Annotated in this window: 14 protein-coding genes; 3 read left to right on the top strand and 11 right to left on the bottom strand. The window is 71.5% G+C overall.

Going from position 1 to position 18304, the window contains the following annotated elements:
- Nucleotides 1-31: 31 nt before the first annotated feature.
- The 5 genes from aceE to ACZ7L9_RS01995 form a co-directional block, all read right to left on the bottom strand.
- On the bottom strand, nt 32-2701 hold the full coding sequence (gene aceE / locus ACZ7L9_RS02015; RefSeq protein WP_471411645.1) for a pyruvate dehydrogenase (acetyl-transferring), homodimeric type: 2670 nt from the start codon (nt 2699-2701) through the stop codon (nt 32-34).
- A gap of 350 nt (nt 2702-3051) precedes the next feature.
- Complete coding sequence (locus ACZ7L9_RS02010; protein WP_384464671.1) at nt 3052-3675, bottom strand: GntR family transcriptional regulator; 624 nt, start codon at nt 3673-3675, stop codon at nt 3052-3054.
- A gap of 146 nt (nt 3676-3821) precedes the next feature.
- Nucleotides 3822-5624, bottom strand: coding sequence for a 2-oxoglutarate dehydrogenase, E2 component, dihydrolipoamide succinyltransferase (sucB, locus tag ACZ7L9_RS02005; RefSeq protein WP_471411643.1), 1803 nt, complete (start codon nt 5622-5624; stop codon nt 3822-3824).
- 61 nt (nt 5625-5685) lie between these two features.
- Nucleotides 5686-7074 (bottom strand): dihydrolipoyl dehydrogenase, encoded by a 1389-nt coding sequence (gene lpdA / locus ACZ7L9_RS02000; RefSeq protein WP_471411641.1) that lies wholly within the window; start codon nt 7072-7074, stop codon nt 5686-5688.
- Between the two features lie 385 nt (nt 7075-7459).
- A complete protein-coding gene (locus ACZ7L9_RS01995) occupies nt 7460-9016 on the bottom strand; it encodes a leucyl aminopeptidase (protein ID WP_471411639.1) in 1557 nt (518 codons plus the stop codon).
- A 252-nt stretch (nt 9017-9268) separates the two neighbouring features.
- On the opposite strand from ACZ7L9_RS01995, the gene ACZ7L9_RS01990 reads away from it, so the two are divergent.
- On the top strand, nt 9269-10141 hold the full coding sequence (locus tag ACZ7L9_RS01990) for an endo alpha-1,4 polygalactosaminidase (protein ID WP_471412740.1): 873 nt from the start codon (nt 9269-9271) through the stop codon (nt 10139-10141).
- A gap of 62 nt (nt 10142-10203) precedes the next feature.
- Here ACZ7L9_RS01990 and ACZ7L9_RS01985 read toward each other — a convergent pair whose 3' ends face one another.
- Nucleotides 10204-10983, bottom strand: a complete 780-nt coding sequence (locus ACZ7L9_RS01985) for an adenosylcobinamide-GDP ribazoletransferase (RefSeq protein WP_471411638.1) — start codon at nt 10981-10983, stop codon at nt 10204-10206.
- A gap of 88 nt (nt 10984-11071) precedes the next feature.
- Between ACZ7L9_RS01985 and ACZ7L9_RS01980 the strand changes: the two genes are divergently transcribed.
- Nucleotides 11072-11833, top strand: a complete 762-nt coding sequence (locus ACZ7L9_RS01980) for a hypothetical protein (RefSeq protein WP_471411636.1) — start codon at nt 11072-11074, stop codon at nt 11831-11833.
- Here ACZ7L9_RS01980 and ACZ7L9_RS01975 read toward each other — a convergent pair.
- The 5 genes from ACZ7L9_RS01975 to ACZ7L9_RS01955 all read right to left on the bottom strand — a co-directional run bounded on the left by ACZ7L9_RS01975 (nt 11776) and on the right by ACZ7L9_RS01955 (nt 17803).
- Entirely contained in the window at nt 11776-12510 is a 735-nt protein-coding gene (locus ACZ7L9_RS01975) for a hypothetical protein (protein ID WP_471411634.1), read from the bottom strand. The genes ACZ7L9_RS01980 and ACZ7L9_RS01975 overlap by 58 nt on opposite strands.
- On the bottom strand, nt 12507-14396 hold the full coding sequence (locus ACZ7L9_RS01970) for a phosphatidylglycerol lysyltransferase domain-containing protein (RefSeq protein ID WP_471411632.1): 1890 nt from the start codon (nt 14394-14396) through the stop codon (nt 12507-12509). Before ACZ7L9_RS01970 ends, ACZ7L9_RS01975 begins: the two co-directional genes overlap by 4 nt.
- A gap of 85 nt (nt 14397-14481) precedes the next feature.
- Nucleotides 14482-15594 (bottom strand): nicotinate-nucleotide--dimethylbenzimidazole phosphoribosyltransferase, encoded by a 1113-nt coding sequence (gene cobT, locus ACZ7L9_RS01965; protein WP_471411630.1) that lies wholly within the window; start codon nt 15592-15594, stop codon nt 14482-14484.
- Between the two features lie 95 nt (nt 15595-15689).
- Nucleotides 15690-16529, bottom strand: a complete 840-nt coding sequence (locus ACZ7L9_RS01960) for a class I SAM-dependent methyltransferase (protein ID WP_471411628.1) — start codon at nt 16527-16529, stop codon at nt 15690-15692.
- Between the two features lie 71 nt (nt 16530-16600).
- Entirely contained in the window at nt 16601-17803 is a 1203-nt protein-coding gene (locus ACZ7L9_RS01955; protein ID WP_471411626.1) for a bifunctional adenosylcobinamide kinase/adenosylcobinamide-phosphate guanylyltransferase, read from the bottom strand.
- 128 nt (nt 17804-17931) lie between these two features.
- Between ACZ7L9_RS01955 and ACZ7L9_RS01950 the strand changes: the two genes are divergently transcribed.
- Nucleotides 17932-18141, top strand: a complete 210-nt coding sequence (locus ACZ7L9_RS01950) for a hypothetical protein (RefSeq protein ID WP_384460531.1) — start codon at nt 17932-17934, stop codon at nt 18139-18141.
- Nucleotides 18142-18304 lie beyond the last annotated feature (163 nt).

Below are 18304 nucleotides of genomic sequence, written 5' to 3'. Positions count from 1 at the left end.
GGCGGCCGGGCGGGCCCGGCCGCTCCTCACGTCACAGCCCGTACCGGTCCCGGGCGTCCTTGACCGCGGACGCGGTCACCTCACCGCGGCGGGCCAGCTGGGCCAGGGCCGCGACCGTGATCGACTGGGCGTCGACGCCGAAGTGGCGGCGGGCCGCGTCGCGGGTGTCGGAGAGGCCGAAGCCGTCCGTGCCGAGCGAGGACCAGTCCTGCTCCACCCACTGACTGATCTGGTCCGGGACCTGTCGCATCCAGTCGCTGACCGCGAGGACCGGACCCGGTGCGCCGTCCAGCGCCTGGGTCACGTACGGCACCCGCTGCTCACCGCGGAGCAGCGCCTCGTCGCACTCCAGCGCCTCGCGGCGCAGCTCGCCCCACGAGGTGGCGGACCAGACGTCGGCCCGGACACCCCAGTCAGCGGCCAGCAACTCCTGGGCCTCCAGGGCCCAGTGGATCGCCGTACCGGAGGCCAGCAGCTGGATGTGCGGGGCGTCCGCCGCCGCGGGCGTGCCCTCCTTGAAGCGGTAGAGGCCCTTGATGATGCCGTCCTCGACGCCTTCCGGCATCGCGGGCTGCTGCTTCGGCTCGTTGTAGACCGTCAGGTAGTAGAAGACGTTCTCGGCGTCGGGGCCGTACATCCGGCGCAGACCGTCCTTGACGATCACCGCGATCTCGTACGCGAACGCCGGGTCGTAGTTGAGCGCGGCCGGGTTCGTGGCCGCGATCAGGTGCGAGTGGCCGTCCGCGTGCTGGAGGCCCTCACCCGTCAGCGTCGTACGGCCCGCCGTGGCACCGACCACGAAGCCCCGGCCGAGCTGGTCGCCGAGCTGCCAGAACTGGTCGCCCGTACGCTGCCAGCCGAACATCGAGTAGAAGATGTAGAAGGGGATCATCGGCTCGCCGTGCGTCGCGTACGACGTGGACGCGGCGATGAAGTCGGCCATGGCGCCGGCTTCGGTGATGCCCTCGTTGAGGATCTGGCCGTCCGTGGCTTCCCTGTAGTACATCAGCTGGTCGCGGTCGACCGGCTCGTACGTCTGGCCCAGCGGCGAGTAGATCCCGGCCGACGGGAACAGGGACTCCATGCCGAACGTACGCGCCTCGTCCGGGACGATCGGTACCCAGCGCTTACCGGTCTCCTTGTCCCGCATCAGGTCCTTGGCCAGGCGTACGAACGCCATGGTGGTGGCCATCTCCTGCTTGCCGGAACCCTTGTACAGGGCCTTGAACGCGCGCTCCTCGGGCTCGGGCAGCGCCGCCGCGTGCACCCGGCGGGCCGGCGCGGGGCCGCCGAGGGCGGCGCGGCGCTCCTGGAGGTAGCGGACCTCGGGGGAGTCGGCGCCAGGGTGGCCGTACGGCACCAGGCCGTCGGCGAAGGCGCTGTCCGGGATCGGGAGTCCGAGCAGCTCGCGCATGCCCTTGAACTCGTCGATCGTCAGCTTCTTCATCTGGTGGTTGGCGTTCTTGGACTCGAAGCCCTTGCCGAGCGTGTAGCCCTTCACCGTCTGGGCGAGGATCACGGTCGGCGCGCCCTTGTGCTCGACGGCGGCCTTGTACGCCGCGTAGACCTTGCGGGCCTCGTGGCCGCCGCGAGAGGTGTAGAAGCACTCGGCGATCTTCGCGTCCGTGAGCAGTTTCGCCAGCTCGGCGAGCGCGGGCTCGGCGCCGAAGAAGTGCTCACGGATGTACGCGACGTCGCGGGTGGCGTACGTCTGGAACTGTGCGTCCGGGACCTCCCGGAGCCGGCGGACCAGCGCACCGGTGGTGTCCAGCTGGAACAGCTCGTCCCAGGCGTTGCCCCAGAGCGTCTTGATGACGTTCCAGCCGGCGCCGCGGAACGCGCCCTCCAGCTCCTGGACCACGCGGAAGTTGGCGCGGACCGGGCCGTCGAGGCGCTGCAGGTTGCAGTTGATGACGAAGGTCAGGTTGTCGAGCCGCTCACGCGCCGCGAGGGCGAGGGCCGCGGTCGCCTCGGGCTCGTCCATCTCGCCGTCGCCGAGGAAGGCCCAGACGTGCGAGTTCGACGTGTCCTTGATGTTGCGGTTGGTCAGGTAACGGTTGAAGCGCGCCTGGTAGATCGCCGAGAGCGGGCCCAGGCCCATCGACACGGTGGGGAACTCCCACAGCCAGGGCAGCCGCCGCGGGTGCGGGTAGGACGGCAGACCGTCGCCGCCCGCCTCCTGGCGGAAGTTGTCGAGCTGCTGCTCGCTGAGCCGGCCGTCGAGGAAGGCGCGGGCGTAGATGCCGGGGGAGGCGTGGCCCTGGATGTAGAGCTGGTCGCCGGAGCCGTCCCCCTCCTTGCCGCGGAAGAAGTGGTTGAAGCCGGTCTCGTACAGCCAGGCCGCCGAGGCGAAGGTGGCGATGTGGCCGCCGACGCCGAGCCGGGAGCCACGGGTGACCATCGCCGCCGCGTTCCAGCGGTTCCAGGCGGTGATCCGGGACTCCATCTCCAGGTCGCCGTCGAACGCGGGCTCGGCGGCGGTCGGGATGGAGTTGACGTAATCGGTCTCCAGCAGCTTGGGCAGCGCGAGACCGGCGCCCTCGGCGTGCTGGAGCGAGCGGCGCATCAGGTACGCGGCGCGGTGCGGGCCCGCGGCCTTGGTGACGGCATCCAGGGAGGCCGCCCATTCGGCGGTCTCCTCGGGGTCACGGTCCGGGAGCTGGTCGAGCTCGCTCGGAAGCTTTCCTACGGGGTCGGTCATGATCGCCGCCTTCCGGAGTGGAGGGGGGTGGAGAAAGGCCCTGACTGGCAGGACAGGGCGATGGGGCCGGTGGGCCCGCGGAGTGAACTGTAAGTCGCCGATCGATGATCGATCAAAGGATGAATGGCAAAACTTCTCGATATGAAGAAAGTGGCATTCGGTGCCGTGGAACCGGGCACGGAGTGACGGGATTTAGTGCCCAAAAGGGGCATCGGGTTTGCACGAATGAGCGCTGCTTGCGACAGATGTGTAGCCCATACGAGCGGAGACGCATACGCATCCGCGGCCCAAATGCCTACGCCGCTCAGGCCGCGAGGCGTATGCCGCTCGGGCGCGTGACGCGTACGAACTCAGGCGCGGGGGGCGCAGCCGAGGACGTGGGCCTTGACCAGCACCCCGATGTCCGGGTCCTTCCGCAGGAAGGCCTCGATGAGCGCCTCGTGCTCCTCCGCGTACGACTTCTGCACCGTGCCCAGCCACCGGATCGACAGGGCGGTGAACACCTCGATGCCCAACCCCTCCCAGGTGTGCAGCAGTACGGCGTTCCCGGCCGCCCGCACCATCTCCCGGTGGAACGCCACCGTGTGCCGCACCTGTGCCTCGCCGTCGGCCAGGCGGTCGGCCTCGTAGAGCGCCGCCACATGCGGCGACAGCCGCGAGCAGTCCTCGCCGAGCGCCGGAGCCGCCAGTTCCGCGGCGATCTGCTCCAGGCCGGCCCGTACCGGATAGGACTCCTCCAGGTCGGCCGCGGTCAGGTTCCGTACGCGCACGCCCTTGTTGGGCGCCGACTCGATCAGCCGGAGCGTCTCCAGCTCCCGCAGCGCCTCGCGTACGGGCGTCTGGCTGACCTCCAGCTCGGTGGCGATCCGCCGCTCCACGATCCGCTCGCCCGGCTTCCAGCGCCCGCTGACGATCCCGTCCACGATGTGCTCGCGGATCTGTTCGCGCAGCGAGTGGACGACGGGCGGGGTCATGAGGGGCTCCTTCGGGGAAACCGGTGCTGCCGACCCGGCCGACGCCGAAGCGGCGACCGGTGGTGACTAGACAATACGGCGGCGCCCCCGCCCGGAAGTGGTCCGGACGGGGGCGCCGCTGGTGAGGCTGGTTACAACCGCGGTGTTCAGAGGCCGAGCTCGACCTCGAACTCACCGGCCTCCAGGATCGCCTTGACCGCGGTCAGGTAACGGGCGGCGTCCGCGCCGTCCACCAGACGGTGGTCGTAGGAGAGCGAGAGGTACGTCATGTCGCGCACCGCGATCGTCTCGCCGAGGTCCGGGTGGTCGATGACCACCGGGCGGCGGACCGTGGCACCGATGCCCAGGATGGCTGCCTGGTTCGGCGGCACGATGACGGTGTCGAACAGCGCACCGCGCGAGCCGGTGTTGCTGATGGTGAAGGTGGCACCGGACATGTCGTCCGGCGTCAGGCCGCCACCGCGGGCCTTGCCGGCCAGCTCGGCGGTCTTCTTCGAGATACCGGCGATGTTCAGGTCGCCCGCACCCTTGATGACCGGGGTCATCAGACCCTTCTCGGCGTCCACGGCGATGCCGATGTTCTCCGAGTCGAAGTACGTGATGGTGCCCTCGTCCTCGTTGATCCGGGCGTTGATGACCGGGTGGGCCTTCAGCGCCTGGGCCGCCGCCTTCACGAAGAACGGCATCGGGGACAGCTTGACGCCCTCACGGGCGGCGAACGCGGCCTTCGCCTGGTTGCGCAGCTTCATCAGCTTGGTGATGTCGACCTCGAGGACCGAGGTCAGCTGGGCCTGCGAGTGCAGCGCCTTCATCATGTTGTCGCCGATGACCTTGCGCATGCGGGTCATCTTGACCGTCTGACCGCGCAGCGGGGAGACCTCGAGCTTCGGCGCCTTCGCGGCCGCCGGGGCAGCCGCGACGGGGGCCGGAGCAGCGGCGGCGGCCTTGGCGGCCTCCGCTGCGGCGACGACGTCCTGCTTGCGGATACGGCCACCGACGCCGGTGCCCTTGACCGCACCGAGGTCGACACCGCTCTCGGCGGCGAGCTTGCGGACCAGCGGCGTGACGTACGCGCCCTCGTCGACGGGGGCGGCAGCCGGAACCGGGGTGACCGGGGCCGGGGCGGCGACGGGCGCCGGAGCGGCCGGGGCCACCGGAGCCGGAGCGGCGACCGGGGCGGCGGGCGCCACCGGGGCCGGAGCCGGTGCGGGGGCGGCCGGAGCAGCCGGGGCCGGGGCGGCCGGGGCCGGGGCGGCCGGGGCCGGGGCGGCGGCGGGCGCCGGAGCAGCCGGTGCCGGGGCAGCCGCCGGAGCGGCCCCCGGGGCGCCGATGACGGCGAGCTTGGCGCCGACCTCGGCGGTCTCGTCCTCGGCGACGACGATCTCCAGCAGCACACCGGAAACCGGGGCCGGGATCTCGGTGTCGACCTTGTCCGTGGAGACCTCCAGGAGGGGCTCGTCCTCCGTGACCTCCTCGCCGACCTCCTTCAGCCAGCGGGTGACGGTGCCCTCGGTGACGCTCTCGCCGAGCGCCGGGAGGGTGACGTCGGTACCGGCGGCGCCACCGGCCGGAGCGGCGGCGGCCGGAGCCTCGGCCACGGGGGCCGGGGCGGCGGGGGCCTCGGCGACCGGCGCCGGGGCCGGGGCCGGGGCCGGGGCCGGGGCGGCCGCGGGCTCGGCGGCCGGAGCCGCGGCGGCCGCGGGCGCACCCGTGCCGTCGTCGATGACGGCCAGCTCGGCGCCGACCTCGACGGTCTCGTCCTCGGCGACCTTGATGGCCGAGAGGATGCCGGCCGCGGGGGCCGGGATCTCGGTGTCGACCTTGTCGGTCGAAACCTCGAGCAGCGGCTCGTCGGCCTCGACGCGCTCGCCCTCGGCCTTCAGCCAGCGGGTGACAGTGCCCTCGGTGACGCTCTCGCCGAGCGCCGGAAGGGTTACGGAAACCGACATGGTTTCAGTTGCTCCTTACGAAAGTGCGGAAGTAGGTCGGTCGTCGCGCCCGGTCGACTGATCAGTCGTGGGAGTGCAGGGGCTTGCCGGCCAGGGCCAGGTGGGCCTCGCCGAGCGCCTCGCTCTGGGTCGGGTGGGCGTGGATGAGCTGCGCGACCTCGGCGGGCAGCGCCTCCCAGTTGTAGATCAGCTGGGCTTCGCCGACCTGCTCGCCCATACGGTCACCGACCATGTGGACGCCGACCACGGCACCGTCCTTGACCTGGACGAGCTTGATCTCGCCCGCGGTCTTGAGGATCTTGCTCTTGCCGTTGCCCGCGAGGTTGTACTTCAGAGCGACGACCTTGTCCGCGCCGTAGAGCTCCTTGGCCTTGGCCTCGGAGATGCCCACGGAGGCGACCTCGGGGTGGCAGTACGTCACCCGGGGGACACCGTCGTAGTCGATCGGAACGGTCTTCAGACCGGCCAGCCGCTCCGCCACCAGGATGCCCTCGGCGAAGCCGACGTGGGCGAGCTGGAGCGTCGGGGCCAGGTCGCCCACGGCCGAGATGGTCGGAACGTTGGTCTGCATGTACTCGTCGACGAGGACGTAGCCGCGGTCCATCGCGACGCCGGCCTCCTCGTAGCCCAGGCCCTGCGAGACCGGGCCGCGGCCGATGGCGACCAGCAGCACCTCCGCCTCGAAGGTCTTGCCGTCGGCGAGGGTCACGCGGACGCCGTCCTGCGTGTACTCGGCGCTCTGGAAGAACGTACCGAGGTTGAACTTGATGCCGCGCTTGCGGAAGGCGCGCTCGAGAAGCTTCGAGCTGTTCTCGTCCTCGACCGGGACGAGGTGCTTCAGGCCCTCGATGATCGTGACGTCGGTGCCGAAGGACGTCCACGCCGAGGCGAACTCGACGCCGATGACGCCGCCGCCCAGCACGATCGCGGACTTCGGGACGCGGTCCAGCTTCAGCGCGTGGTCCGAGGAGATGATGCGGTTGCCGTCGATCTCCAGGCCCGGCAGCGACTTCGGCACGGAGCCGGTCGCGAGCAGCACGTGGCGGCCCTGGACGCGCTGGCCGTTCACATCCACCGAGGTGGGGGAGGAGAGCCGTCCCTCGCCCTCGATGTAGGTGACCTTGCGCGAGGCGATGAGACCCTGAAGACCCTTGTACAGGCCCGAGATCACGTCGTCCTTGTACTTGTGGACGGCCTGGATGTCGATGCCCTCGAAGGTGGCCTTGACGCCGAACTGGTCGGCCTCGCGCGCCTGGTCGGCGATCTCGCCGGCGTGCAGCAGGGCCTTCGTGGGGATGCAGCCGTTGTGCAGGCAGGTGCCGCCGACCTTGCCCTTCTCGATCAGAGCGACGTCCAGGCCCAGCTGCGCTCCGCGCAGGGCCGCGGCGTAACCGCCGCTACCACCGCCGAGGATCACTAGGTCGAAAACGGTGCTGGCGTCGTTCGCCACGTCACGTCCTCCATGCATGTGCGCCGTATGCCGGGCCCCGTCGCTGGGGGATGACCGGCCGGTCGGCTGGTGTTCGGCCGCTTTTGTTTTCGGCCCTGTGGTGGGGGCCCTGTCCTGCCGAGAACCCATCTTCGCACTTGTTGACGGTGGGCGGGACGCGGGGCCCGGGTCTGAGACGGATGATCATCCGTCTCGAGTGGTTACCGCTGCGTAGAAATAAAAAGGAGTAGGAGCGTAGCGCGGCCTCGGAAGGGTGGTGTTGGGAGACGGGAGGGCGTACGGATTTCGTCGAGAGCGAAACCGGCCGGATTCGGGGCCGCGATGCCGACAGGGGAACACGTACGGCCCCGGACGTATGCCCGGGGCCGTACACCAGCTGGGAACGTCAGCCGAGGTCCCCGGCCGCGGTGCGCTCCGCCAGCTTCACCAGCGTGCGGACCGCGGAACCGGTGCCGCCCTTCGGCGTGTAGCCGTACGGCGCGCCCTCGTGGAAGGCCGGGCCCGCGATGTCCAGGTGCGCCCAGGCGATGCCCTCGCCCACGAACTCCTGCAGGAACAGACCGGCCACCAGGCCGCCGCCCATCCGCTCGCCCATGTTGGCGATGTCGGCGGTCGGGGAGTCCATGCCCTTGCGCAGGTCGGCGGGGAGCGGCATCGGCCAGGAGGCCTCGCCGACCTCCTCGGCGATCTCGTGGATGGAGGTACGGAAGGCGTCGTCGTTGGCCATGATGCCGAAGGTGCGGTTGCCCAGCGCCAGCACCATGGCACCGGTCAGGGTCGCCACGTCGACGATCGCGTCCGGGTTCTCCTCGGAGGCGCGGGTCAGCGCGTCGGCGAGGACGAGCCGGCCCTCGGCGTCCGTGTTGAGGACCTCGACGGTCTTGCCGCTGTACATGCGCAGCACGTCACCGGGGCGGGTGGCGTTGCCCGACGGCATGTTCTCGGCGAGCGCCAGCCAGCCGGTGACATTGACCCGCAGGCCCAGACGGGCGGCCGCGACGACGCTCGCGAAGACGGCGGCGGCGCCGCTCATGTCGCACTTCATCGTCTCGTTGTGGCCGGCCGGCTTCAGCGAGATGCCGCCCGAGTCGTAGGTGATGCCCTTGCCGACGAGGGCCAGGGTCTTCTCCGCCTTCGGGTGCGTGTAGGCGAGCTTCACCAGGCGCGGGCCGTGCGTCGAGCCCTGGCCGACGCCCAGCAGGCCGCCGAAGCCGCCCTTGACGAGCGCCTTCTCGTCGAGGACCTGCACCTTGATGCCGTGCTCCTTGCCCGCGGCGGTGGCCACGGCGGCGAAGGACTCGGGGTACAGGTCGTTCGGCGGGGTGTTGATCAGGTCGCGGGCGCGGTTGATCTCCTCGACGATCGCGAGCGCGCGGTCCGCGGCCGCCTTGAACGCCTTGTCGCGCGGCTTGGCGCCGAGCAGGGCGACCTCGGCGAGCGGCTGCTTCGGGCCGTTGCCGTTCTTCTTGTTCTTGGGCGCCAGCTTGTTCTCGCCGCCCTGGTACGCGGTGAAGGCGTACGCACCGAGGAGCGCGCCCTCGGCGATCGCCCCGGCGTCCTCGACGGAGGCGATGGGCAGCGCGAAGCCGGCCTTCTTCGAACCGGCCAGGGCGCGCGCGGCGGAGCCCGCGGCCTTGCGCAGCGCCTCGGCGTCGTACGCCTCGTCCTTCGCCGGGACGGAGCCGAGGCCGACCGCGATGACGACCGGGACCTTGAGGCCGTCGGGGGCGGGGAGCTTGGTCACCTCGCCCTCGGCACCTGCGGCGCCCAGGGCCTCCAGGACGGTGGCGAGCTTTCCGTCGAACGCCTTGTCCACGGCCTCTGCGCCCGGTGCGAGGACCAGGTCCCCGGACTTGGACCCAGCGCCCTTGGCGACGCCGACGACGAGTGCGTCGGCGCGCAGCGTCGCCGCACCGGCAGTGCTGAGAGTGAGAGCAGTCACGGTGGTGAAATCTCGCTTCCGTTGAGTTAGTTGTCGGTCGATGGGTGGGCCGACCGTGCCCGGCGCATCGTAGACGCCGCCGCAATGTGCCGGGAATGAGCCTACGCGCGCCTTTGCTGCGGTATCACGGCGGCGGGCCGTCGGCGGCCCGCCGCGGCGTCCCGGGGGCGGCCCGGGGCCGGGTCCGTGCGGCCGGAACGGACCGTGGACGTAGGGTCGTTGGTGGTGCCGGACCAACAGGGGGAGAAGATCATGCGCGCCCGCGGGGCTGCACGTGTGCGGGGAACGGGCCGGGCGCTGCCCGTCACCGTACTGATGCTGTCGGCCCTGCTGACCGGCTGCACCACGGCTGCGGAGCCCGCCTCGAAGGAGCGCTGGCGGCCGGAGCCGGGCATCGGCTGGCAGTGGCAGCTCTCCGGCCGGCTGGACCCCACGGTGGACGTCCCGGTGTACGACATCGACGGCTTCGACCACAAGGCCTCGGCGGTCGCCGATCTGCACCGCCGGGGCCGCAAGGTGATCTGCTACCTCTCCACCGGTGCCTGGGAGGACTTCCGCCCGGACGCCGGGAAGTTCCCCGCCTCGGTACGGGGAAGGAGCAACGGCTGGGAGGGGGAGTACTGGCTCGACATCCGCCGCACGGACGTCCTGGAGCCGCTGATGGAACGGCGGATCGCGATGTGCGCGAAGAAGGGCTTCGACGCGGTCGAACCCGACAACATGGACGGCTACCGCAACCGTACGGGCTTCCCGCTGACCGCCGCCGACCAGTTGCGCTACAACCGGCTCGTCGCCCGTATCGCCCACCGCCACGGACTCGCCGTCGGCCTGAAGAACGATCTCGGCCAGATACCGGAGCTGGAGCCCGACTTCGACTTCGCGGTCAACGAGCAGTGCGCGCAGTACGAGGAGTGCGAGGCCCTCACCCCGTTCGTGAAGGCGGGCAAGGCCGTCTTCCACGTGGAGTACGAGCTGCCGGTCGCCCGGTTCTGCGCCGCGTCGAAGCGGCTGGGGCTCAGCTCGCTGCGGAAGAAGTACGAACTGGGCGTGTGGCGCCAGGAGTGCCCGAGGGAGCGTTCCCGGAACGGCACGGCCGGATCGGGCTCCGAAGCCGACAGAGTCTAGGCCCAACGCGGCGAGGTGTCGTGCCGGGCGTTCCGGGCCCGCGAAGACCGGCAGGACAGGGCCTAACCGAGCGCCAGCACCACCAGGGCCGCCGTCGCCGCCGTCTCCGCCAGCGCGCCGAAGACATCGCCGGTCACCCCGCCGAAGCGGCGCACGCAGTGTCTCAGCAGGAGTTGGGCGGCGCCGAGGGCGAGCAGCGCGGCGAGGGCGTGGTGCAGCGCCCCGTAGCCGCCGAAGAGCGCACCGGCACCCGCGCAGGCCGCGACCACGACCGCCCCGGCCGCCACCGCGGCCCGGACCGTGACCGTCCCCGCCACCGCCGCACCCAGCCCTTCCGGGCGGGCCGCCGGCACGCCCTGACGGGACGCCAGCGTGAGCGCGAGCCGGGCGGTGACCGCGGCGACGGCCGCCGCCACCGCGCCGCGCGCCCAGCTCTGCCCGTACAACTGGTCGAGGACCGCGACCTGGGCCAGTTGTACGAACAGCAGGGTGATCACCCCGAACGGCCCGATGTCCGACTGCTTCATGATCCGCAGTGCGTCGTCGGCGGGCCTGCCGCTGCCCAGGCCGTCGGCGGTGTCCGCCAGACCGTCCAGATGCAGGCCCCGGGTCAGCACCGCGGGCACGGCGGCGGAGGCGACGGCGGCGAGCAGCGGACCGGAGCCGAGCAGCAGCAACAGGCCGCCGGGCACCGCCGCGAGAAGCCCCACGACGAGACCGGCCAGCGGCGCGCACAGCATTCCGGCGCGGGCGGTACCGCGGTCCCAGCGGGTGACGCGGACGGGAAGCACGGTCAGGGTGCCGAACGCGAAACGCAGGCCGTGCAGGTTCAGGGAGGTCACGGCGCGCAGGCTAATCGCTGTGACCGGCCGATAGATTGGTCATAGCACGACGAACCATGACGAAAACGGCTTATCGGGAGTGGGTGGCATGGGTCACTGGTTCGAAGTGAACATCGTCGAGCCGGGGAAGCTGCCGTTGCTCCTCGCTCTGGCCGCCTTCGTGCTCACCTTCGCCATCACCCGGTTCATCACCCGGATGATCAGGGCGGGGAAGGGGCCGTTCCGCAACATCACGCCCGGCGGAGTGCACGTCCACCACGTGGTGCCCGGCGTGGTGCTGAGCGTCATCGGCGGCTTCGGGGCGGTGGCCAGCGAGCACCACGGCGTCACCGCGGCGGTCTGCGCGGTGATCTTCGGCATGGGTGCGGGTCTGGTGCTGGACGAGTTCGCCCTGATCCTCCATCTCGACGACGTGTACTGGACCGAGGAGGGCCGGCAGAGCGTGGAGGTCGTCGTCCTCACCGCGGCGCTGGTACTGCTGGTCCTGGCCGGATTCTCGCCGCTCGGCGTGAACGAGCTGAGCGCCGACGAGCAGCAGGGCAGGCTCGGGGTCGTCCTGACCCTGATCGTCAACTTCTGCTTCGTGCTGATCGCCCTGTTCAAGGGCAAGGCGCGGCTCGCGGTCGTCGGCACCCTGGTCCCGTTCGTCGCGCTGATCGGCGCGATCCGGCTGGCCCGGCCGACCTCGATGTGGGCGAAGCGCTTCTACCGCAACCGTCACCGCACCCGTGCCCGAGCGGTGCTGCGCGCCTACCACCACGATGTGCGCTGGGCGGGCCCGCGCCGCAGATTTCAGGACCTCATCGGCGGGGCACCCGACCGGGTCCCGGCCCCCGGACGCAAGCCCTGATCACGGCCGCGCGCATACCGGCGCCGGTTCCGGCCGACCGTGACGGCGCACAGCACGAGCACCGCGGCGATCGCCGCCAGATGCTCCTTGCCGGCCAGGTTGTTCTTGGCGAGCATCTCGACCACCATCGCCGCGATCACCAGCGCACCGGTGAACCAGGCCCGGTAGAGGCAGCACACGTAGACGGCGAGACCGACCACCGCCGCCGACGGGCCGGTGTCGACGATCCGCGCGTCCTCGGCGGGCAGCCCGAACAGCCCGTCCGGGCCGAGCGCGACACCGATCCGCGCGTACAGCGTCCCGGCCAGCGTCGCGACGTACGCGATCAGGAGCGTGCGCCAACGGCCCAGACAGATCTCGGCCGTCCCGAACACCACCAGGATCTGCGCCAGCGCCCCCCACACCGGCAGGTCCGGTGCCGGGACGAAGAGCGACAACGGGGTACGCAGCAGGGCCTGCCACAACGGATCCTCGGCCCGCACCGCCCCGAGCCCGCGCACCGCCCCGGCCCCCCACGGCTGGTTCTGCACCGCATGGAGCAGCGCCGTCAGGCAGACCGCGGCGAGTGCCAGGGGGATCGCCCGCAGCCGGGAGACGGCGAGCCCCGCGCGTACGGTGGTGAAGAGCGGACCCCATTCGCGGCGGGCCGCCCCGCTCAGCGCGCGTACGAAACTCATCCACCGGCCCCGAGATGCGAGCGGTGCAGCCACTTGGGCAGACCGGGCGCCTCCAGGAACCCTTCGGCACGGCCCGCGGCGAGGCCGATGCGTAGCAGGTCGGAGCTCTTTTCGAAGAGCATGAAGCGTGGCTCCCAGATCGGCCGGTACTTGGCGTTGGCGCGGTACAGCGACTCGATCTGCCACCAGCGCGAGAAGAAGCTGAGCATGGAGCGCCACAGCCTCAGCACCGGTCCGGCGCCGAGCCGTGAACCCCGCTCGAAGACGGACCGGAACATCGCGAAGTTCAGCGAGACCTGGGTGATCCCGATCTCTTCGGCGCGCTGCAGGAGTTCGATGACCATGAACTCCATGAGGCCGTTCTCGGAGTCGCGGTCACGGCGCATCAGGTCCAGCGAGAGGCCGTTCGGCCCCCACGGCACAAAGCTCAGTACGGCGCGCAACTCGCCCGGCGCGGTGCCCTTCGCGGCGGGGGTGCTTCCCTTTTCGGCGGTCACGGCGCCACTTTCGGCGGCCACGGCGCCCTCTTCTGTGGGCGCGCCGGCCTTCCCGACGGCCGCGTTGCGGCATTCGAGCATCACGCACCGGCCGTCGGCCGGATCGCCGAGCCGGCCCAGCGCCATGGAGAAGCCGCGCTCGGTAGCCCCGTCGCGCCAGTCGTCGGCGCACCGGACCAGTTCGGCCATCTCGTCGTCCGGAATGTCGGCGTGCCGGCGCACGGTCACCTCGTACCCGGCGCGCTTGATCCGGTTGTACGCCTGGCGGACGGTCCGCATCGCCCGTCCTTCGAGGGTGAAGTCGGCGGTCTCCACGATCGCCTCGTCGCCCAGCTCCAGGGCGTCGAGGCCGTGCCGCGCGTAGATGGTGCCGCCCTCCTCGCTCACCCCCATCGCCGCCGGGATCCAGCCGTGCTCGCGGGCCTCGGCCAGCCACGGCTCGATCGCCCCGGGCCAGGCCTCCGGGTCGCCGATGGGATCACCGGAGGCGAGCGAGACCCCGCCGACCACCCGGTAGGCGACGGCGGCCTTCCCGGTCGGCGACCAGATGACGCTCTTCTCCCGGCGCAGCGCGAAGTAGCCGAGCGAGTCCCGTTCACCGTGCTTGTCGAGCAGCACGCGCAGCCGGGCCTCGTCCTCGGGGGTGATCGGGTCGACGGCCCGGCGGGCCCGGAACGCCGCGTACACGACGGCGATCAGCAGCGCGGTGGAGAGGATGTTGATGCTGACGTTGACCCAGCCCGGCGTGGTGATCCCGGGGTAGTTGGTGTCGTTGTCGGTGATCGAGATCAGTCGCAGGGTGCCGTAGCGCCAGCGGTCCAGGAAGGTCGAACGGAATTCGTCGTGCGCGGTGTTGGTGAGGGTGACCAGGCCCGCGGCGATCAGCGAGGTGGCCAGCAGCCCGCCGACCGCGACGACCGCGGCCAGCTTCGGATTGGAACTGTCGCCCTTCGCGTAGAACTCACGCCGGCCGAGGGCCAGCGCCAGGACGAAGGCGGCGGTCAGCGTCAGCGAGATCCAGTTCTGCGGGTACTGCCGGACTTCCGGGAACGGGATCACCAGGACGAAGAGCACCAGCAGAAGACTGCTCACCATCATGTTCACGATCCAGGCGGCCCGCTTGCGGCGGCGCATGGTGATCGCGAGGAAGAGCGCGACCACCCCGGAGGAGAAGCCCGCGGTGAGCAGGTACGGGGTGAAGTAGTTCGCGGTGTTGTGGCGGCGCAGGTCGTTGCCGAGAGTGACCCAGACGGCACTCAGGAAATTGATGAACGACACGACACGCAGGTACCAGATGGCGAACGCGGCACAGCGGCGCGACCGGACGGTGCTCGGCGCCCGGGTGCTGCCCCGCCCGGATTCCTCGGTGGCCAATCGGACCTCTCCCATAAAAAGCGATCATATGGTGCATCGCGCCCCATGAGGGGACCGTGCTGCGGCCGGTTTCCGGCGGGCCGCAGCCGTGCCGGGTCCGTCAGTCGCCGGTCGCGTCGCCTTCCGCCATGCCTTCCTCGGCCGCTTCGCCGACGCCGTCCTTCTCGTCGGCGACGGGTGGGCGCTCCGGCAGCTCCGCCGCCAGCGCTGCCGCGGCCCGAACGAGCGGAAGCGCGAGCAATGCCCCACTTCCTTCTCCCACGATGACGCCGTGGTCCAGCAAGGGGTTGAGTGCCATCCGGTCCAGGGCCTTGGCCTGCCCCGGCTCGCCGCTCGCCTGACCCGCCAGCCACCAGTCCGGTGCCCGGAAGGCCGCCCGCTGCGCCACCAGCGCACAGGCCGCCGAGACCACACCGTCCAGGATCACCGGCAGCCTGCGCACCGCGCACTGCAACAGGAACCCGGTCGTCGCCGCCAGATCCGCGCCGCCCACCGTGGCCAGCAGCTCCAGCTGATCGCCGAGGACGGGCCGGGCCCGGCGCAGCGCGTCCCGGATCGCCGCACACTTGCGCATCCACGCCAGATCGTCGATCCCCGCGCCACCGCGCCCGGTGACCACCGACGCGTCCGTGCCGCACAGCGCCGCGATCAGCGTGGCCGCGGCCGTCGTACCGCCGACGCTCAGATCGCCCAGCACCACCAGATCGGTGCCCGAGTCGGCCTCCTCGTCGGCGATCGCCATCCCCAGACGTACCGCCCGCTCGGCCTCCTCGGCCGTCAGGGCGTCCTCGATGTCGATCCGGCCGCTGCCGCGCCGCACCCGGTGACGTACCACCGGCTCCGGCAGCAGCTCCGGGTCGCAGTCCAGCCCGGCGTCGACGATCCGTACCGGTACGGAGAACTGACGGGCCAGCACGGCGAGCGGAGTCGCACCGTCCAGCGTGGCCCGGACCAGCTCGTACGCGCTCCCTGCCGCGCGTCCGGAAACACCCAGTTCGGCGACCCCGTGATCACCGGCGAAGAGCACCACGCGCGGCTGCTCGATCGCCTTGACCGGTACGGACTGCTGGGCGGCCGAGAGCCATTCGCCCAGCTCGTCCAGGCGGCCGAGGGCGCCCGGAGGAACGACCAGGCGCTCCCGGCGTTCCTCGGCGTCGCGCCGTACGCCGCCGTCGGGGCGTTCGATCAGGTCGGAGAAGTCGTCCAGATTCACGGGGGTCTGCCTCGCGGGTCGATACGTGGATTGGGCCGGCGAGCCCGGCGGCGGGCTCACTGCGGAACAGTACCCGCCGCGTTTCTGACACCGGATCAGTGCGGGGATCCGTACCCGAACCGCAGCTGCGTCATCGCGGGCGTCAGGGTCCGCAGCCCCGGCAGCAGCGACTGGAGCCGGATCAGCTCGCCCATCGCACCCCGCCCCCGCGGCAGCCGCAGCGCCCGCACCTCGGTGATCGCCGGGTGCGCACTGCGCAGCTTGTGCCGCTCGCCGGGGTTCATCGCCCAGCGCATCGGCGGAATGGTCATCCCGCCGACCTTCGACGTGCCGGTCACCGTGCCCCTGGCCAGCCAGCGCGCCATCGTGTCCAGCACGAGGACGCCGCCGGGCAGCCGTTCAGCGCAGGCCGCCAGGATCCTCCGTACCTCCGCGGGGGGCAGATACATCAGCAGCCCCTGCGTCGTGACGACCACTCCGCGGTACTCCGGGTCCTCGATCTCGTCCAGCCAGGACAGATCGGTCGCCGAGCAGGACAGGGTGCGCAGCCGTCCGGAGGCGGGCAGCAGCGCCCGCCGCAGCTCGGCGACCTCCGGAAGCTCCACGCTCAGCCAGTTCAGCCGGCCGTTGTCGACCCGCCAGAAACCGGTCTCCAGGCCGTCGCCGAGCGCGACCACGGTGGCCCGCGGACGGTCGGCGAGATACTCCTGCACGGCCAGGTCGAAGCAGCGGGAGCGCAGCCCCTGGGCCTGCGAGTGGAACGCGTTCGGCTGCCCGAACCGCTCCTCGAAGGGGTAGTCCAGATCCTTCATCAGCCGGAGCGCCACGGGGTCGTCCAGCACCGGATAGCGCTGCCCCGCCTCGTACGCCCGGTTGTAGAGCGTCCACAGCAGGGTCTCGGGAACCCCGCTCAACATCGGTCGCATACGTGCCATGGCCGCTCCTCCTGTTCCCGCGATTCCGTTCCTTCGTGTTCCGTTCCCGCGTCGTCGCCCGCGCGGCCCGGTCAGCCGCGCAGCGTCAGCACCTGTCCGGCCACCACCAGCAGCACCTGTTCGCACTCGTCGGCGAACGCGGCGTTCAACCGGCCCAGCTCGTCCCGGAACCGTCGCCCGGCAGCCGTCGCGGGCACCACGCCCGAGCCGGTCTCGTTGGTCACGGCGACGATCGTGCGCCGCGTCCCGCGCACCGCGGCGACCAGCTCGGCGGTCCGCTCCCGCAGCGCGCTCTCGCCGCTGCCCGCCCACGCCGCGTCGTCCCAGGCACGCACCCGGTCCATCGCGTCCGTCAGCCACAGCGACAGACAGTCGATCAGCAGCGGAGGCCCGTCCGACTCCAGCAGCTCCACCAGCTCACAGGTCTCCTCGGTGCGCCAGGCGGCGGGCCTGCGCTCCCGGTGCAGCCCGATCCGGGCCGCCCACTCCGCGTCCCCTTCCCGGCCGCCACCGGTCGCCACGTACACCACCTCGGGGAACGTCTCCAGGCGCCGCTCGGCCTCCACCGACTTCCCCGACCTGGCACCGCCCGTCACCAGCGTGCGCCGGGGTACCGCCGGCACCGTGTGGTACTCGCCCACCACCAGCGTCGTCCCGTCCGGGACGGTCCGCGCGCCGGCCGCCGCGAGCCGCCGGCCCAGCTCCGCGCCGGGCGGTGCGTCATGGTCCAGATGGACGGCGATGATCTCGGTGGTGGGCCCGATCGCCCCGACGGCCCGCAGCCGCGCCACCGCGTCCGGCCGCCCGACCACGTCGCCGACCACCATGTCGTACGGCCGCGGTGCCCGGTCCGCGAGACCGGAGGGCGCGGCACCCGGCGGCAGGTACAGCAGGTGTACGCCCTCCGGCGAGGTCACCTCGTAGCCGGTGCCCGGCGCGTCCATCGCCACCGCCCGCACCCGGTGCCCGCTGATCAGGGTCAGCTCCTGCCCGTCCGGCACCCGTCCCGCCGAAGGCAGCCCCCGGGGCAGCTCCATGGCGGGCCCGTCGTGCGGATGCGAGAGCAGCACCTGCCGTACGCCGGTGAGCGTGTGCCCCGCGCGGGCCGCGGCGAACACGGCGCCCGGGGTGAGATCGAGCAGCAGCGCGTCGTCGACCAGCAGGGCGGTCGCGGCCCGCGAGGCCGTCCCGCGGGCGGCGGCGCAGGCGGCGCAGGGACATTCGGGGCGCGGCAGCCCGTCGGGGGCTCCGGTGCCGAGCAGAGTCAGTTCCACGCTTCCGATCCTCCCGCGTCCGCGCAACCGGTGCGCGACCTGGGGGACGTCCGGGCAGGCGCAGGGCCCGTACCGGCACTGGTCGTAGGCACTAGGCTGCGGGCAGCGAAGCGACCCAGGAGGCGGACATGGCATGGACGTGGCGGTTCGAGAAGTCCGACGGTACGGAGACGGAGCCGGCCCTGCAGCCGGAAGAATTCACTACGCAGGGTGACGCTGAGTCCTGGATCGGCGAGTACTGGAAGGAACTCCTCGACGGCGGGGCGGACCAGGTGACGCTCTTCGAGGACACGACCAAGATCTACGGCCCCATGAGCCTCCAGGCCGACGAGGGCTGATCCCCGCGTCCCCGCGCGCGACAGCGGTACGGGCCCGGGCCCTGAGCCCGTACGGGCCGGGGCTGCCGGCCCGTACGCCGATGGCTCTGCCTGTACGGCCGGGAACGCCGGTGCCGTGACCGGCGAAGGTTGCCGGTCACGGCAGGGGGCCTGTCCGGCGGAT

The organism is Streptomyces sp. NPDC111516, from assembly GCF_055635345.1.
This window is presented reverse-complemented; position numbering and strand designations above follow the sequence as displayed.

Bases quoted from the DNA above. Each gene is read 5' to 3' on its own strand.
- aceE (WP_471411645.1), bottom strand. From the start codon at position 2,701: ATGACCGACCCCGTAGGAAAGCTTCCGAGCGAGCTCGACCAGCTCCCG.
- ACZ7L9_RS02010 (WP_384464671.1), bottom strand. From the start codon at position 3,675: ATGACCCCGCCCGTCGTCCACTCGCTGCGCGAACAGATCCGCGAGCAC.
- sucB (WP_471411643.1), bottom strand. From the start codon at position 5,624: ATGTCGGTTTCCGTAACCCTTCCGGCGCTCGGCGAGAGCGTCACCGAG.
- ACZ7L9_RS01990 (WP_471412740.1), top strand. From the start codon at position 9,269: ATGCGCGCCCGCGGGGCTGCACGTGTGCGGGGAACGGGCCGGGCGCTG.
- ACZ7L9_RS01980 (WP_471411636.1), top strand. From the start codon at position 11,072: ATGGGTCACTGGTTCGAAGTGAACATCGTCGAGCCGGGGAAGCTGCCG.
- ACZ7L9_RS01975 (WP_471411634.1), bottom strand. From the start codon at position 12,510: ATGAGTTTCGTACGCGCGCTGAGCGGGGCGGCCCGCCGCGAATGGGGT.
- ACZ7L9_RS01970 (WP_471411632.1), bottom strand. From the start codon at position 14,396: ATGGGAGAGGTCCGATTGGCCACCGAGGAATCCGGGCGGGGCAGCACC.
- ACZ7L9_RS01960 (WP_471411628.1), bottom strand. From the start codon at position 16,529: ATGGCACGTATGCGACCGATGTTGAGCGGGGTTCCCGAGACCCTGCTG.
- ACZ7L9_RS01950 (WP_384460531.1), top strand. From the start codon at position 17,932: ATGGCATGGACGTGGCGGTTCGAGAAGTCCGACGGTACGGAGACGGAG.